This is a genomic window from Candidatus Limnocylindrales bacterium (assembly GCA_035559535.1).
Lineage (GTDB): Bacteria > Moduliflexota > Moduliflexia > Moduliflexales > JAUQPW01 > JAUQPW01.
On record DATMBG010000017.1, the window covers coordinates 70,109 to 87,882 of the forward strand.

13 protein-coding genes are annotated in these 17,774 nt (G+C 46.5%); 7 read left to right on the forward strand and 6 right to left on the reverse strand.

What is annotated here, in order from left to right; translation table 11 throughout:
* Positions 1-34 precede the first annotated feature (34 nt).
* The 6 genes from VNM22_05275 (at position 35) to VNM22_05300 (ending at position 8,048) form a co-directional block, all read left to right on the forward strand.
* A complete protein-coding gene (locus VNM22_05275; GenBank protein HWP46551.1) occupies positions 35-928 on the forward strand; it encodes a DMT family transporter in 894 nt (297 codons plus the stop codon).
* Between the two features lie 450 nt (positions 929-1,378).
* Complete coding sequence (locus VNM22_05280; protein HWP46552.1) at positions 1,379-3,217, forward strand: DUF4331 family protein; 1,839 nt, start codon at positions 1,379-1,381, stop codon at positions 3,215-3,217.
* A gap of 101 nt (positions 3,218-3,318) precedes the next feature.
* Positions 3,319-4,602, forward strand: coding sequence for a tetratricopeptide repeat protein (locus VNM22_05285; protein ID HWP46553.1), 1,284 nt, complete (start codon positions 3,319-3,321; stop codon positions 4,600-4,602).
* A 48-nt stretch (positions 4,603-4,650) separates the two neighbouring features.
* Entirely contained in the window at positions 4,651-6,405 is a 1,755-nt protein-coding gene (locus VNM22_05290; protein ID HWP46554.1) for a sulfite exporter TauE/SafE family protein, read from the forward strand.
* Positions 6,406-6,501: 96 nt separating this feature from the next.
* Positions 6,502-7,161 (forward strand): sigma-70 family RNA polymerase sigma factor, encoded by a 660-nt coding sequence (locus VNM22_05295; protein HWP46555.1) that lies wholly within the window; start codon positions 6,502-6,504, stop codon positions 7,159-7,161.
* A gap of 5 nt (positions 7,162-7,166) precedes the next feature.
* Entirely contained in the window at positions 7,167-8,048 is an 882-nt protein-coding gene (locus VNM22_05300; GenBank protein ID HWP46556.1) for an anti-sigma factor, read from the forward strand.
* 65 nt (positions 8,049-8,113) lie between these two features.
* Here the strand turns inward: VNM22_05300 and VNM22_05305 are convergent, their stop codons facing one another.
* Entirely contained in the window at positions 8,114-8,914 is an 801-nt protein-coding gene (locus VNM22_05305; protein HWP46557.1) for a pentapeptide repeat-containing protein, read from the reverse strand.
* A 187-nt stretch (positions 8,915-9,101) separates the two neighbouring features.
* Here VNM22_05305 and VNM22_05310 point away from each other — a divergent pair, with 187 nt between their 5' ends.
* Positions 9,102-10,745, forward strand: a complete 1,644-nt coding sequence (locus tag VNM22_05310; GenBank protein ID HWP46558.1) for a phospholipase D-like domain-containing protein — start codon at positions 9,102-9,104, stop codon at positions 10,743-10,745.
* A 703-nt stretch (positions 10,746-11,448) separates the two neighbouring features.
* On the opposite strand, the gene VNM22_05315 is transcribed toward VNM22_05310, so the two are convergent.
* The 5 genes from VNM22_05315 to sixA form a co-directional block, all read right to left on the reverse strand.
* Entirely contained in the window at positions 11,449-12,015 is a 567-nt protein-coding gene (locus tag VNM22_05315; GenBank protein ID HWP46559.1) for a cupin domain-containing protein, read from the reverse strand.
* Positions 12,016-12,040: 25 nt separating this feature from the next.
* Positions 12,041-14,440: a 3-hydroxyacyl-CoA dehydrogenase/enoyl-CoA hydratase family protein gene (locus VNM22_05320; GenBank protein HWP46560.1), complete on the reverse strand. Its 2,400-nt coding sequence runs from the start codon at positions 14,438-14,440 to the stop codon at positions 12,041-12,043.
* 28 nt (positions 14,441-14,468) lie between these two features.
* A complete protein-coding gene (locus VNM22_05325; GenBank protein ID HWP46561.1) occupies positions 14,469-15,629 on the reverse strand; it encodes a thiolase family protein in 1,161 nt (386 codons plus the stop codon).
* Positions 15,630-15,770: 141 nt separating this feature from the next.
* Positions 15,771-16,934, reverse strand: coding sequence for an acyl-CoA dehydrogenase family protein (locus VNM22_05330; GenBank protein ID HWP46562.1), 1,164 nt, complete (start codon positions 16,932-16,934; stop codon positions 15,771-15,773).
* A gap of 316 nt (positions 16,935-17,250) precedes the next feature.
* Positions 17,251-17,769, reverse strand: coding sequence for a phosphohistidine phosphatase SixA (gene sixA, locus VNM22_05335; GenBank protein ID HWP46563.1), 519 nt, complete (start codon positions 17,767-17,769; stop codon positions 17,251-17,253).
* Positions 17,770-17,774: the final 5 nt, after the last annotated feature.

Sequence of the window (17,774 nt, forward strand, 5' to 3'; positions counted from 1 at the left end):
GAAGAGGGACTGGGAGTGAGGACAAGCAATTACCATGAAAAAGTCCCTGCCTATCCGGCTGGTGGATCTCGCTTTGTTATTGGTAGTAGCCATCTGGTCTAATAGTTTTATCGTGGTCAAGATGGTTCTCCCTCAGTTTGATCCTTTCGCTTTCCTCTTTGCCCGAATCCTTCTTAACACCCTGCTGGGGATAATAATTCTATGGATGAAGGAGCGGAATTTTCATACCTACCCAAAAGATCTTCCCTATTTTATAATTTCCGGGCTTTTTGGATTTACCTTTTATCAACTGGGTTATATTTTAGGATTAAGTCGAACAACCGCCTTTTCCTCGGCCGTACTCAATTGTACCATGCCCCTTTTCTCCCTGTTGATTTTGACCCTCTTTCGGCTGGAGCGAATCAATTTTTACCAATGGACGGGTACTTTATTAGGTTTTATCGGGGTCATATGGTTTGTCTCCGAGAAAATGGAAGGAGTTCGGTTGACAACGGCGGGATGGGGCGATCTCCTGACCATCGGAGCTGCATTTTCTTTCTCCATCTATAGTATTTTGAACAAATCCTTGATTACCCGATATTCTTCAACTAAAATTATGACTTATACCTTATTCTTCGGAACCGGATTTTTAGCTCCTATCTGTTTGATTCCTACCCTGAAGCAAAACTGGTTGGGAGTCTCCTTGTATGGATGGATAGGTTTGATCTATTCGGCGATATTCCCTTCTTATGTGGCCTATTCCATCTGGAATTGGGCTATTGCCCGTCAGGGAGTCGCCCGAACTTCCCTCTTTACCTTCCTCGTTCCACCTCTCAGTGGGATACTTTCTGCCTGGTTTTTGGATGAAACCTTTAGTACAGCTAAGCTGGCCGGATTTGGACTGATCCTGGGAGGTTTAATCTTAACCCGTATTTCTTGGGACAAATAAAGGGGTGAGAAGTGGTTTAAAAGCTACGCAAAGCTAAGTAAACAAAGTACCGGGAAGCCAAAATCAGAGTCCATAAGAAATTAACCCCCTCGGAATAGGATTATTCCGATGGAGAAGATGTTTCAGCTTTGCTTTAACTTTGGACTCCAGACTCCTGAGTCCCTACCAAACTCTTCTGATCCTTTAAATTGCCATACAAACAATCTGAAAATAAAGCGATACTGGAGTTTCCTATGAATTTTTCTCCTTACCTGTAAATCCAACCGATTCTTTTATTCGTATTTCCTTTAGAACCATACCAGATTCGTTTTGAAAGGAGTCATCAATGGAAGGATATGTTCTCGCATACCCTTACAAGGAGGTCGAATTTCAATATGAAAGGGATGGTATGAGAAAGCATTATAATTGAACATTGATGGGTTTCCCTAAAGTTAACCAGGAGGATTCTATATGAAAGTAACTCGAAGAACATCTAAATTTTTTGCAGTATTTTTAATAATCTTACTTCTTATTCCCGGTGGAACGAGTCCTAAAGCCGCCAGCCATCGAGAAGCCCCTCTGATTGCAGAGGATCCTACGGCCGATAATACCGATACCTATGCCTTTGTAAGTCCAGAAGATCCTACTAAGCTGGTCATTCTTGCCAACTACATTCCCTTTGAAGCTCCGGCAGGAGGACCTAATTTTTATAACTTCTCGGATCAGGTAACTTACGATATACACATCGTAAACGATTTCAGTGATGGGGATGCTACCGAAGACCTTACCTTTCGGTTTAATTTTCAGACTGTTATCTCAAATCCGTTCACCTTTCTCTACAACTTCGGTCCGTTGACAGGGCTTAATCCTAACTCCAATCAGAATATTTATCAGACCTATACCATAACCGGCATTGCCGGACCAACGAATAAACCCAAAGCCCAGGTCTTATTAACTCCTTTTCCATTGACCGTTCCCCCTAATTATGTGGGTAGCAACTCTGTACCGGATCCTGACACCACCAACTTTTTCGGGATCGGATCCATACCTTTGCCTACTCAGATTGGCGGGGGAACCATGCGTGTTTTTGCCGGTCAACGCGAAGAAGGATTCTATGCCGACCTGGGGGCCATTTTCGATCTCCTGCAACTCAGGACCGTGACCGGAGCTAATGGAGGCAGAGGAGTGGATGCTCTGGCAGGTCTCAATGTCCATACGATTGCCCTGGAGCTTCCTATTACGGCGGTGACTAAGAATCATCAGTTAATTACCGATCCCAATGATCCCAACGCCATTATCGGCGTTTATGCCTCTGCCAGTCGAAAGGTGGGTAACCAGCTTCAACAAGTTTCCCGTCTGGCAAATCCCCTGGTCAATGAAGTCATTATTCCGGCATCCCTCAAGGATCAATGGAATACCAGTAATCCTAACAATGAGAGCCAGTTCCTTTTCTTCTATCAATTTCCTGAAGTGGCTACGCTGTTAAGCCAGTTGTTTGGTGTGAATGTACCTTCGGCACCCCGGAATGATATTGTGCAGGCCCTCTTAACCGGAGTACCCGGGTTGAACTGCCCGAATGCCTCACCCACCTGTAGTGGTACACCCATTGCCGATTTGTTAAGATTGAATGTAGCCATACCCCCTAAAAAACCCGGGGATGCCGGATTCAGCAGATTGGGAGTGATCGATGGAGATATCTCTGGGTTTCCCAACGGACGCCGTGTTTACGATGATGTGGTAGATATTGCCCTCCGGGTCATGGCCGGTGTCCTGGTTCCGGGTTTCAACATAGCGCCGAATAACGCTCTGAGCGATGGAGTAGACGGTAATGATAAGGTTTTCCTGAACGGCTTTCCCTTCCTACCAACACCTTATAATGGTTATATCCAATCTGCAGGAATCCGATCGGTCTCCGAAACGGTACCTGAATTTCGCTATCTGGTCGTGCTAAACGGTGCCAACGAAGTGCCCCCGGTCTCCACAACCGCCAGCGGTGCAGCCACGTTTAGTCAGAAGGATAATACCGTTAATTTTAAGGTTGTCCTCTCTAACATTTCAGGTGTAACGGCGGCTCATATTCACTCCGGTGCGGTAGGGGTCAATGGACCTATTCGGGTAAATTTATATACGGGACCGACCACGGGAGCCATCAACGGTACTCTGGTTGAAGGTACCTTCACCCCGGCAGATGTGAATGGAATCAGCTATAGTGATCTGATCAACGAGATGAAAAATGGAACGGCTTATGTAAATATTCACACCACGACCAATCCTAATGGCGAACTCCGGGGTCAGGTTCAACTACAATAATTCGAGGGTAGGGCGGAGTACCTCTCCGCCCTACCCTCGGTTTAACCGTCATCGGTTTCAAGAAACGTCCTAGACCATCTTCCAAACTGGCGAAATTATTTATGATATCTCGAAAGAGCGTTTCAATCTTTATTCTGATTCATTTCTTACTCTTAACCGGTAGAGTAGCCCGGGTGGAATCTGAAGATGCCCTGAAGGGAAAGTCCAGGATAGATATCCAGATTCAGCTTTATCAGGAAAAAATTTCTCAAGACCCCCAACAGATCCATAACTACTATGCATTGGCGACCAATTACATACGAAAGGCGCGTGAAACGGGGGATATTACCTACTATCTTCTGGCAGAAACAACCCTTCAAAGGGCCCTGGAAATTAAGAAAGAGGACTACGAAGCCCTCAAATACCTGGCAACGGTTTACCTGTCAAAACACCAATTCCAGGAAGCCCTGACTTTGGCCAGGAAGCTCAACGAAATGCACCCTGAGGATTATCTCAACTACGGAACCCTGGGGGATGCCCTGGTAGAGTTGGGGGAATATGATAAAGCCGACGAGGTAATTCAAAAGATGCTAAAACTCAAACCCGGGTTGGTTTCTTATAGTCGGGCTTCTTATCTACGTGAACTGCGAGGGGATATAGAAGGGGCCATCCAATGGATGGAGCTGGCCGTTCGTACGGCAAATCCCAGGGAAACGGAAGCCGTTGCCTGGTGTTTAACCCAACTGGGGAATTTACACTTTAATAAAGGTGATCTTGCCAAAGCCGAGACGCAATATATAAAAGCCCTGACTATATTTCCAAGATACCATTATGCCCTGGCCGGAAGAGGAGGTGTTGAAGCAGCTAAAAAAAATTATCCACAGGCCGTTGATTGGTATAAGCAGGCAATCCAGATCATTCCCCTCCCCGAGTTCATTACAGCCCTGGGAGATGTCTATCAAAAAATGGGAGATCCCCACGAAGCTAGAAAACAATACGATCTGGTGGAGTATATGGGGCTATTAAATAAAATCAACCAGGTGGTATACAATCGAGACCTGGCCCTCTTTTATGCCGACCATGACCTTAAACTCACGGAGGCCTTAGAGCTTGCCCGAAAGGAGCTGGAGTTTCGGAAAGATAACATTTATACCCAGGATACCCTGGCCTGGGCCTGTTATAAGAACCAGCAGTTCCAGGAAGCCCTTAAAGCTTCAGCACTATCTCTTCGGCTGGGAACCCAAGATGCGCGCCTTTTTTTCCATGCCGGAATGATCTACTATAAACTGGGTGAAAAAGATAAAGCAGCGGAGTACCTGAACAAGGCCCTTACTTTAAATCCTTATTTTCACATTCTGTATGCAGAGGTGGCCGAGAAAACACTGGCAGAGATAAAGGGCCGTTGAGGAAGAAACAAAAACCAAGATAATTCTTACCCTGGGAGGAAAAAATACATGATGGAACAGGATAGTTTTCGTAGGGGAGAAATAAAAGGTAAAAATAACAGAAGATTGACTCCTCTAGAGGTCATGAAGAAGATCCGGAAGGTCTTCCTGTCCGTTGCCTGCTGCTTCTTATATCTTTCCAGATTAATAGGGAACCTGTCATCGCTGGCAGGGATCTTCTTAAAGTATGCTCTTCAACTTGAAAAGGTATTACCGTTAGCTTCTTACCTGTTGATAGTTGTCTCTTGTTTTCTACCTTCCCTGGCTTCTGCTCATCCCATGGGCAATTTCTCCATCAGTCATTATTCGAGAATTAAAGTTGAACCCGGGGCTATTCGGCTCCGGTATATCATCGATATGGCAGAAATCCCGACATTCCAAGAGATTACAGAGATGGATACCGATGGGGATAAGAATCCCTCACCTTCGGAGCGTCAGAGGTACTTATCTCAGAAAGTAGAGGACTTTAAAAAAGGATTAACCTTAACACTCAACAAACAGGCTCTTGATTTGCAGGTAGAATCCACCCAGATAACTTTCCTACCTGGGGCCGGGAACCTTCCTACTTTAAAGATTTATGTAGATTATCTTGCCCCTGTGAAGGAAACCCATCTATCGAACCTGAATCAGGTTTTTTATCAAGACAATAACTTTTCAGGAAGAGCTGGCTGGAAGGAAATTATCGTAACCGGGTCGGAGGGCATTTCTATACAAAATGCTTCGATCCCCTCTGTAGATCGAAGTAACGAGCTTTCGAATTATCCTACCGATATTCTTTCAAGCCCACCTCAGGATTTAGTGGCAAGCTTTTCATTCTCCGAAGTTCAAACCTCTAAGATTTTAAAAACTCCGGAAGTTTCAGGGAAAGAGCCAACCTCCGGGATTTCTAAAACGTCTGAAGTCTCATTCAGGAATTCTAAGAGATTTGCAGACGGATTTACAGAGCTTATCTCCAGCCGGGATTTAACTTTTCAAGCTCTCCTCATTTTATTGGCCACTGCATTTGGTTTAGGGGCCTTCCATGCTTTATCTCCAGGTCATGGCAAGACTGTTGTGGCCGCCTATCTGGTAGGTTCTAGAGGAACTACAGCTCACGCCCTATTTCTAGGAGCTGTTGTGACCCTGACCCATACCATAGGAGTCTTTATACTGGGGTTAATCACTTTGTATGCTTCCAGATACATTATCCCGGAGAAGTTATATCCCTGGCTTGGATTTTTCTCAGGATTAACAATTGTTGCCATTGGATTGACTTTGTTTATAAAACGATATCAAAATCTCTACGGTTCCCATAGCCATACTCCTGAACACGACTTTGCACATACCCATTTTCATCCTCATCCTGCCGGGCATTCCCATTTCCATACCCACCCTAACCCCTTTCCCACCCATCCCGATCATTCCCACGGCCACTCCCATCATACGTTTAACGGAGGTAAAGAGCAGGTATCTCTGGGAAGCCTGTTTGCTTTAGGTATTAGTGGGGGTATGGTCCCCTGTCCCTCAGCCCTCGTAGTCCTTCTGAGTGCTATCTCTCTTCATCGAATCGGATTGGGTCTTATCCTTATCATAGCTTTCAGTGTAGGGCTGGCTTTAGTCCTTATGGGCATCGGTTTGTTGATGGTTTATGCAAAGCAATTTATGGACAGATTTCGTGGGGAGGGAACTCTGATCCAGAGATTACCTCTACTCTCATCTATTCTTATCACGATTCTGGGATTAGGAATCGCCATTCAATCTTTGATTAGCGGCGGAGTTCTATAGATTCCATCTTGTCGTAAATTCAATTTAACTTCTAACCTGGCAAATCCCGGTCATCCTAGATATTCCTGCTTTTCTTATTGACTCCTGACTCAAATTATGGCATATTGGTTATCAATTGGGGAAATACTTCAAACGGATAAACCCGGCTCTTTTGGATCGGATCGAGAGCTAATCTTTCTAAGTTTTGTCATGGAGCAAAATTTAAGTCTCTACCTTCTTAAGAGGATAGCCGAAAAAGATCTAAACGCTTTCAGTATATTTTATGATTCCTATGCAGCCGTTATTTATAGCTTAGCTCTTCGTATCGTTCGTAACTCTCAAGAAGCCGAGGATATCGTTCAGCAAGTATTTCTTCAAGTATGGCATAAAGCTTCTCAATATGATGCCCAACAAGGAAGTCCTCAAGCCTGGCTTATGACCATAGCTCGTAATCAGGCCATTGATAAATTCCGTCTCATGAGATCAAAGCGAGAGGTTAACTGGGAGGAGATGGAAAAGCCTGTTTCTGAGAATCCCCAATCAGCCGGTGAGCCTTTATACTCTTTGTTAGACAAGGAAAAGAGAGATCTGATATTAGAGGCCCTTCAGACTCTTTCTCCATCCCAAAGGAGTGCCATCGAGCTTGCTTACTTTGAAGGATTAAGTCACAGGGAGATTTCCGAGAAACTTAAAGAACCCTTAGGTACTATAAAAACACGTATCAATCTCGGGTTGAAAAAACTCAGAGACATGCTACGACCTCATTTTCGTGAATGACTTCTATGGCTCATGAAGAATTTGAAGATCTCTATGGGCTTTATGTACTGGGATCCCTTACTCCGGCAGAACAGACCCAACTGGAAACTCATCTCCATACCGGTTGTGCCACCTGCCGGGAGTCTATTCCACAAGTCCGAGAAGTATTTGCCCTGCTCCCTTACTCACTTCCGCTGATCCCTCCACCTCCTGAAGGAAAGCAAAAGCTCCTGGAGAAAATTCAAAGGGAAGAAGGCCTACGATTTGAGGAACAGAAACCCCGACCTGGACGTACCAAAGAGGGAAAACGTCGCTTCCTGGCCCCTTTATGGACACTTGCGGTTGCCTGTCTGGTCCTATTTTTAGGAAGATATACCTTTTTGCTTTATCGGGAAGTTTCTTTGCTTAAAGAGGAACTGGTTCAGCAACAAAAAGAAACCGATTTGTGGAAAAATCAACTCACCCGACAAAAGCTCGAAGATGATCTGTTAAAAAACCAGTTGATGCAACAACAACAGGATTTAAACGCTTTAAGGGATGAACTGATAAAGTTGCGGAGTTATATGGCTATGATAACGGCTCCCTCTGTAAAGACGGTTAATCTCGTCGGATCGGCCAAAAGTCGTGAGGCCCGTGGAAAAATTTTTCTGGATCCAATCCAACATCGAGCACTGTTTTATGCCTACCACCTTCCCTCGATTCCTCCTGGAAAAACCTACCAGCTTTGGGTAATCAAAGATAAACCTGTGAGTGCAGGGGTTTTCTCTGTGGACTCCGAAGGTAATGCTTTTCTTGAGGTATCGGGACTTCTGACCGAGGTAGAAAAAATAAAGGCCATTGCCGTAACCCTGGAACCTGCCGGCGGACTTCCCCAACCATCAGGGGATAAATACCTGGTCGGTTCCTGACCGGTTAAAAGGTCGAGGGTACAAACCCGTTCCCCGGAGGAGCGTCTAAATTCATTCTTCCAAGCTTACTCCCAAATCGCCTTGTCAAGATTACGGCTCTTATCGAGTCCCACTAGGGTATCCCGACCCTTGATATGACGTAAAAGGGTTCGTGTTAAATTGGCTCCAGATAGGTTACACCGAGACAGGTCGGCTTCCGTTAGATCGGCTCCGGAGAGATCACTCTCGGAGAGATCGGCCTCTGTCAAATTTGCACGGGTCAGGTTAGCAAAACTCAAACGGGCTTTAGATAAATCCGCTCCTGTTAAGTCTGCTCCTGTTAGGTTAGCCCCTGCCAGGGTCATGCGCATTAGACCCATGGGCTGGTTTTTCATGTCTGCACCCATTTTTGCATAAGACAAATTGGCATTGGTTAAATTAGCCTTTTCCAGGGTGGCAATCATACGTACACCGGATAAGTTGGCACCGGTAAGGTCAGCATTTGTTAAAATAACTCCATACAGACTGGCTTTGCTCAAGTTAGCCTGGGAAAGATTGGCCGACTGGAGAACGGTTAAATCCATATTGGTTTCGGAGAGATTGGCGCCACTTAAATTGGTATTATAAAATTTGGTACCCCAAAGCCTGGCCCGCTTAAAATCAATATGGGATAAATCTAACCCAGAAAGATCCTTGTTGGAAAGATCAATGTTTCCTTCACTGACCGTTGAGAGAATGTTCAAGATCTGTTCCCGGGTAAGATCTGCCGTCCAGCCGGGTAAAGGAAGTAGAATCCCACAGGTAAGTAAAAGGGAAACAAGCCAATACTTTGAAAAATATTTCCTCCTATCGGGAAGAAGGTACAGGGGATTTTTATAGAAAATCATAAAATCCGATAAATTTTAAAATACGGAATTTTTAAAATCCATTTGACTTAAGTTAAACTATAGTGAAAATTCAAAAACCGGTCAAGAAAATAAAACAAGGTAGTTGGGTTAAATACCTGAAAGGCGGTATAAAAATCTCAAATTTAAACCTCATTCCATTCTTTAACGATCTAGAGGAGGGAAAGGTATGTCTACGGTAGTTAAGAGTCAGGGTTTTTCTGTAACTCCCCATGTCGGAGATGGTGCGGTATTGCTGGCTTTTAACTTAGAAAAAAAATTGACGACCCATCTGGCCGGATTTACCATTCAGTGTCACCCACCGACCGGGGCCCCATATTTTTTAAAGAATCGACTTAATTTCCAAAAAGGGCTTACCAATCGGAAGAAACTGGCCTCAACCGATTATGTCGGATCGGATCAGGCCCCTTTTCAAAAATTTCAATGGATTCACTTTCCCCCTCAAGGTCCCGGTGTGTATCAGTACATCGTTTATGCAACTTATTTCAAGAACGGTACCCTTAAACCGGGTCCAAAGATAACGGTTACAGTGGATCTAAGACGACGGGCTTTCTCCGATTTAGAGCTGGGATTTACCCGGGCTTACATCTCGGCCCAGGCTTATGTGGAGCGTTATAAAAATAAAGATATACGGCCTTATCCAAAATCTATGGACTTTGATACCACCCCTTATCAGGACCAGTATCAATGGCTGGGAGCCCATGCCCGAAAATTGGTTTTCCAGTTTTTAGACGAGTGCCTGCAAGATCCTCTTATCTCGGTAGATGTTTTTGCCTATGATTTTGACGAACCTGATATCATTCGGGCCCTTTGTAAAATGGGATCTCGAGTTCGGGTTTTTCAGGACGATTCAGCTCTTCATATAGGTCCTAAAGCCTTAGAACCGAAAACGGTGGCCGCACTCAGGGCAGCGGGTGTCCGGGTAAAGTTGGGGCATTTCGACCGCTTTGCCCATAACAAAGTTATGATCCAGAAAAAGAACGGAAAGGCCACGAAAGTATTAACCGGTTCGGCTAATTTTTCAGTCCGGGGTTTTTATGTGCAGGCCAACAGTATCCTGGTTTTTAATGATCCTACCATTGCGAATCTTTATGAACAGGCCTTTGAGCAGGCCTTCACCCATCCGGATCAATTCAAATCATCTCCCATTGCCGCCCGATGGTATAATTTGAAACGCCCTCAAAGTTTCCCATTATCCCTCAGCTTCGCGCCTCATCCTACTCCGTTTACCCTCCATAAGATTTCTAAAGCTATTGAATCCGCTCAAAGTTCTGTTCTTTTTGCAGTGATGCAAATGGGTGGGCAGGGAAAGGTCTTACGGGATCTGGAAAATCTGGGAGAACGAAAGCAGATTTTCTCCTTGGGAATCATCGAATCCACCGATCAACTCAGACTTTTTAAACCCGGTATTGGTCATGCCGAGGTTGCTTCCTTTGATTTTCTTCAAGGTAGTCTTCCAGGACCTTTCAAACCTGAATGGAGCGGAGGCGTAGGGGAAGTTATCCACCATAAGTTTATAGTTTGTGATTTCAACGACCGAAACCCAGTGGTATTTTGTGGTTCTTCTAATCTTGCTCAGGGTGGAGAAACTTCCAATGGGGATAATCTCTTAGCCATCTACAATCGGGAAATTGCTACCTGCTATGCCATTGAGGCCGTTCGCCTGTTTGATCATTATCGATTCCGTAACCTCCACGAGAAGAGTACCACCCGATTTCCACTTATTTTAAAATCGACCGATGAATGGGTAAAGCCTTATTACGATCCTGCCAGTATTAAATTTCGTGAGCGGGAGCTTTTCAGTCGGGCTTAAAAATTCTCAGAATCTCGATAACCCCATTTTACCTGATACGTATCGGGTCTTCCTGGAATAAGACCGGGAAACTATTACATGGTCTACTTAGTTTTGTTTAACTTTTAAGTGGCCCTCACCCCCCAACCCCCATACGCGCCAGGATAAGAGTGAGATCCCTAAGGAGGGTCTCCTTAATGTCAAACGAGACGTTGTACGGGCGCAAGGCCTTGCGCCCCTACCTTACGTTTGCAGGGGAAGGAATTTTGAAGCGAGGTTCCCTCCCCTGTGAAACCTAACCATTACCCATATTTTTTCATTTCGAGGGATTGATAGCGGGCTCAGCTAGCCTGTTGGTTGAATAGCAAATATTGTCAACCGAGACGGTTGGCCTGCCCTTTGCGTATTCGGGGTCATTGAAAGGTATGGTAGGACAAGCGTCTCGCTTGTCCTGGTCAACCGGGACGGTTGACCTACCTATATTGTCAACCGGGATGGTTAACCTACCCATATTGTCAACCGGGACGGTTGACCTACCGGACTAACCGTTTTGAGCCCCATCCCCCCAAATCAAAAAATGTGGGTAAAGATAAGCCTGTGAAACGGGGGAGAGACCGGGTGGGGGTGCCTTATCCTGGCGCCTAGGCTCTGGCCCCTCTCCCGAAGCCTCGGGAGGGGGGTTAGGGGTGAGGAAAAATCATACAGAATTTTCCCTTTTATACCTTTATAGAAGCTCGTCATCCTCATTGGAGATCAACAAAAAGGTGCATTCCTCTTCGCATTGGATATCCTGATCCACGAAGCCTGGGTCGCTTATACAAAAATCCCCGGCCTTAACGGACTTTCCATTAATAAGGAGACTTCCTTTCAAAATATAGACTAACTCCGGCCCTCGATGCCGATGGGGGGGGAATACAGTTCCCGGTTGAGATTTTACCAATCGGGCACTCCGACCCCCTGCCGACCAGAGGGGTTGAATCTCCACGCCGGGTATGGGGGAAGGGAGCCACTCACACTGGGTGGAGCGAATAATATGCTGGGTCGGACGGGGTGCTCTTTCCTTTATCTCCGTCTGAATTTGTTCCATCAACTTTTGCTTCACGTGGAGAGGTACGGTTTTAGAAGGAAGGGAATACGGAAGCAGGGAAAGGATCTCTAACATTTGTTTTAAAATTTGACCACACAGAGAACATCCTGTCTGAAGGTGAGATTCTAACCTTTCCTTCTCAACTTCGTCTAAAAGGTTTAGCGCATATAGTGGACATAATTCCTCAAAATTTTCGTGATTCATCTCCGTTAGTTTAGGTTCTTATAAGCTAGTTTCGCAAGGGTTTTCCGGTCCTTAGCATATGTTCCATTCGTTGTTGGGTCTTTTCATACCCACAGAGACTTACAAAGGCTTCCCGCTCCAGATCTAGAAGGTACTGCTCAGAAACCTTTTTGGGGATGAGGAGATTTCCTCCGGTCAGCACGTATGCCAGCTTCTTTGCGACCACCTCATCATGGGAGCTGATTTTTCCTGCAAGTCTAAGCCCCTTGAGGGCTACCTCCAGGGCCACCCGCCCACCTGATCCAGGCACAGAAATATCTTCCCTCGGAGTGGGTTGCCGATAACCGCTTCGGGCTATATTGAGAACCATGTGTTTGGCTTCATACAAAAGATGATCCCGGTTCATGATGATTTTATCTTCTGGCATGAGAAATCCTAACTCCTGGGCCTCTTTCGCGCTGGAAGAGACTTTGGCATAGGCGATGGTCTCAAAGGCATGCTGGACTTTGGGTAAAGGCCCTCCCGTTTTGACAACGTGCTCGCTTCGAATAAGAAGTTCCTTTGTGCCTCCGCCGGCGGGAATAAGCCCAACTCCGACTTCGACCTGTCCCATATAAAGCTCGGCATGGGCACAAATTCGGTCGGATCCCAGGGCGATTTCACAACCTCCTCCCAAAGTCATTCCGAAGGGAGCTGCCACGACAGGCTTTGGAGAGTAACGAAGGAGCATAACGGCATCTTGAAAGATTTTGACCCCTTGCTCAATTCTACTCCAATCTTGATTTCGACAGGCGGCCAGGAGAAAGACCAGATTGGCACCGGCACAGAAATTAACCCCTTCATTTCCAATCACCAGCCCTTGAAAATTTTGAGAAACCTCTTCTACACTTATCCGTATCATCTCGATGAGGTCTTCGTCGATGGTGTTAGCTTTGGTATGAAACTCCAGACAGGCAACCCCATCACCCAGATCGATAAGGCTGGCTGCCGGATTTTTTTTGATGACTTTCTGTTGCTCTTTGAGGCCTGATAAAAGAATATGTTGAGGTCTTAGAGGGATTTCCTGATAGGCCAGACCCTTCAGATCAAAATAGTATCGGGTTCCCAATTTTTGTTTATAGAAGGTCCCATCTCCTCTGGAAAGAACGGTCTTTACCGATTCCGGAACTTCACGTCCCTCTCGTTCTAGTCTTGCAACCGTTTCCTTGACTCCTAAAGCATCCCAGGTTTCAAAAGGACCGAGCTCCCAGTTATATCCCCACCTCATAGCCCGATCGATATTTACCACATCCTCGGCGATCTCTCCAAGTTTTTTGGCTGCATAAATCAGATTAGCACTCAGGGCTTTCCAAGCAAAGCGACCTCCCCGGTCGTCAGCCTGAACCATATATTTGATCCGGGCCCCGGGGTCGTCGATTTTTTTTGCTACTTCTATAGAAGGAATCTGTACATCCTGCTGAGGTCGATAGTCCATTTTTTCCAGATCCAGCACCAGAAATTGAGTTTTTCCATCCCGTTCTACTTTCTTGTAAAAACCCTGTCCGGCCTTATTACCAACCCATCCCCTTTCCAACATTTTCTCAACAAAGTCCGGAAGTATAAACAGGTCCCGGTCCTCCTCCTGGGGAAGATCTCGATAAAGGTTACGGATAACGTTGGCGGAGGTATCTAATCCTACCAGATCACTTAGCCGAAAGAGCGCCGTTTTTGGCCTCCCTATCGCTTCTCCCATGATAGCGTCTACCTCTTCGACAGTATAGCCCTCCTCTTGCATAATCTTTAGAATAGCCCCCCGGTTATGGGCTCCGATTCGGTTGGCCACAAAACAAGGGGTATCTTTACCGAAGACGATCCCCTTACCGAGAGTCTCTTCGGCAAAGTCGGCCAGGGATTTGACCAGTTCCAGGTTTGTTTTTTCTCCTGGGATGATTTCCAGGAGTTTCATATACCGAACCGGATTAAAAAAATGGGTAATGAAGAAGCGTTCCTGAAACGCAAGGGGAAGGTCGGCTCCCATGGCTGCCAGAGAAAGTCCCGAGGTATTGGAGGTTACGAAGGCATTCTGACCTAGGTAGGGTACAATTTTGGCCAGGATTTGCTTTTTGATCTCTAAATTTTCGACAACGGCTTCTATCACCCAATCGACCTCACCCAGCCGGTCTAGATGATCCTCAAAGTTACCCGGGGTCATCAGATTAACCAGGGTCTTTGAATAAAGAGCGGCAGGTCGGAGCTTTTGAACATTCTCGATTCCGACCTGAGAAAATCGATTCCGTACCGTGGGATGCTCCAGGGTCAGACCTTTGGACTTTTCCTCTTGGGTTAATTGGGAGGGAACGATGTCGAGAAGGTAGCTGGGAATGCCGGCATTGGCAAAATGGGCTGCAATCTGGCTTCCCATGACCCCGGCACCTAAAACTGCAACTTTATGGATGGATAAATGCATGATTTAAATCTCCTCCTGGCGATAGTTTTCAATCTTCCCGTTGGATGATCGTGGCAATTCCCTGTCCTCCTCCAATACACATGGTTTCCAATCCAAATCGGGCATCCAGATCTTGCATTTCATGGATCAGGGTTGCCATAATTCGGGCTCCGGTAGCTCCCAGAGGATGTCCCAGGGCGATCGCCCCACCCCGGGGATTTAGTTTTTTCAGATCGATCTTTAATTCTCGAATCACGGCCAGAGCTTGAGCGGCAAACGCTTCATTGAGTTCGATAATGTCCATATCTTCCAGAGTCAATCCTGCACGTTTTAAGGCCTTCTGCACGGCCGGAACAGGACCTATTCCCATAATGGTGGGATCGACTCCGGCTACCGCCATAGCTCGAATTACTGCCAGGGGTTTAATTCCCAACTCTTGGGCTTTATCCCGGGACATGAGTACAACGGCGGCAGCCCCATCGCTGAGAGGACTGGCATTTCCGGCGGTCACCGTACCCCCCTGCTTGAAAGCAGGTTCCAGAGTGGCCAATTTGGATAGAGAAGTATCCGGGCGTGGACTTTCGTCGGTATCGAAAATCCGAAGGGTTCCATCGGAGAGAACTACCTCTACCGGGACAATCTCCCGTTTAAATTGACCGGCCTGGATGGCCCGGATAGCCTTTTGATGACTGAGAAGGGCGAATTCATCCTGCTCCTCACGGGAAATTTGATATTTTTCGGCCAGGTTCTCTGCCGTCATCCCCATGGAAATATAGGCATCAGGATAATCCTCACCCATGAACTTTGCGTTTAAACTGGGATTAAAGCCCCGCATGGGAACATGGGACATACTTTCGATTCCCCCGGCTACGAATACCTCCCCATTTCCGGTCATAATGGCCTGGGCGGCAAAGTTGATGGCCTGAAGGCTGGAACCGCAAAACCGATTGACCGTAGTCCCGGCAGCCGTCATGGGTATTCTGGCTAAGAGAGAAATCAGCCGGGCTACATTAAGCCCTTGCTCTCCTTCCGGCATGGCACATCCGATAATAACATCTTCGATCTCCTCTACCTTTAAACCAGGAACCCGATGGACAGCCTCCTGAACCACTAAAGCTCCCAGATCATCGATTCTCATATTAACCAGAGATCCTTTATGGGCCTTTCCTATGGCACTTCGAACGGCGCTGACAATAACAGCTTCTTTCATAATACCAGAGAATAAAAGAATAAAGGAGGAAGGATTAATTTGAGAGGGATCTATCCTTCCCCTCTATTCCCCTACTCCCATACTTCCCCCTCCCCACACTTCCCTACTTTCATACCTCCATACTCCCACACTTTCCATCCTTTATCCCTCTAAACCTCCTTTATAACCTAAAATATTGCGAGCTATGATAATGCGTTGAATCTCGGAGGTCCCTTCATATAGTCGGGTGACCCGAACATCCCGGTAGATTCGTTCGACGGGAAGCTCTTGAATCCACCCCATTCCTCCATGGATCTGTACTGCTCGGTCGGCAACCCGATTAACCATTTCGGTGGCATAGAGTTTTGTCATGGCCACTTCTGCCGGAATCCTCTCTCCTTTATCGTAGCGAATTGCCGTTGCGTAGACCATCATCCTGGCAGCGTAAATCTCGGTGGCACTATCGGCCAGCATCCATTGGATGGCCTGTCTTTCAGCGATGGGTTTTCCGAAGGTTACGCGACGCTTGGCATATTCCGTAGACATCTCCAGAAGTCTTTCGGCTGTGCCCACACAACTGGCTGCCAGGGTGAGACGACCATCATCTAGAGTCTTCATGGCGGTGATAAATCCCATTCCTTCCTTTCCGATTACATTCTCGGCAGGAACCTCACAATTATCGAATATCAACTCACTGTGATAAACCCCCCGGCTTCCCATCGTTTTATGAATCTGCCCTACGGAGAATCCTGGAGTTCCTTTTTCAACCAAAAAGGCCGTAATCCCGCCGTGAGCTCTTTTCTCCTTATCTGTAACGGCCAGAACTGTAACCAGATCGGCTAAGGGGCCATTGGTAATGAAGTGTTTCCGACCGTTAATGATATACCTGTCTCCTTTTCGGACGGCCTGGGTAGAAATATTGGCGGCATCGGACCCGGCTCCCGGCTCACTCAGGGCAAAAGCCGTGATATATTCCCCGCTGGCGATCTTAGGAAGATACTTCCGTTTCTGTTCCTCAGTTCCATCCAGTACAATGGGTTTGGAGCCAATTCCGTTATTAACCCCACAGATGGTTTTAAAAGCTGAATGCGCCCAACCCAGCTCTTCGGCTGCAAGACAATATCCAAAGGTACCGATCCCGGATCCCCCATACTCGGTAGGAATCGTTAAACCAAAAAAGCCGAGTTCCCTCATCTTTTGAAGGGCTTCTTCAGGAATTTTTCCAGTCCGTTCCACTTCCTCTTCCAGAGGCATTAATTCTTTTCTGACAAAGGTACGAACCATATTTTTAAGGTCTTTAAGATCTTCGGGAATTAAAAAGTCCATAATCCTCTCCTTTAATTTTCTGACATAAACATTGACATCGACTCTAAGTTTAGAGGAAGTTTTCAGATAAGGCAAGTGGATTTTTTTATTTCAAACCCCGGGAGCAGGGATAAAAAAAGAGGCTCATCCCCGTTAAGGCAAAGTATCCGTATCGGCCCAGCAGGTATAACTTTTTTCTATTTAAACACTCCCCTCCTCGCGGCGGCTTTAAGGGTATCAGCTTTTCCCGAAAGTTCCCCCAAGAGGGGGAAAGTAGAAGGATAGATCTATTAAGATAGGGGCTCCCATTCATTCTGACCGGATCGAAAAAATTGTACTAGCGATTTGACTGATGAAGAGTAGAGAAGACAGGTCCTATAATATCCGGTGTAACTATCCAGGCTAACTCCCATCTACGGCCGATTCCTGCCGATTCAGCGGAATCCCCTCGCACCAGACAGACTATTCCACCCATGCGAAACCGGACGATAATCCGGTCCGGGTTATCCACAAGCAATAAACTCACAAGACGTGACAGAAACGGTAGATGACCGACAACCATGAGGGATTGTGTTTCGACGTCCAGTTGTTCCGCCAGCGGCCGTACATCATCGTTTGGTGCCAGCCCGGGAACGGTTCGGATCTTATCCTTCAAGAAAAGGGCTTCTGCGAAGATGAGCGCGGTTTCCTCAGCCCGACGTTTCCCACTGTGGCGAATCTCGGCGGGGTGTAGTCCGATCCGAGCAGCAAAATCGGCAACACGCCGGACTTCTTCTCTTCCTCGATCCGTTAAAGGACGTGTCGGATCCTCACTTTCGCTCTTGGCTTCACCATGTTGAATAAGATAGAGTTCCATAGTTT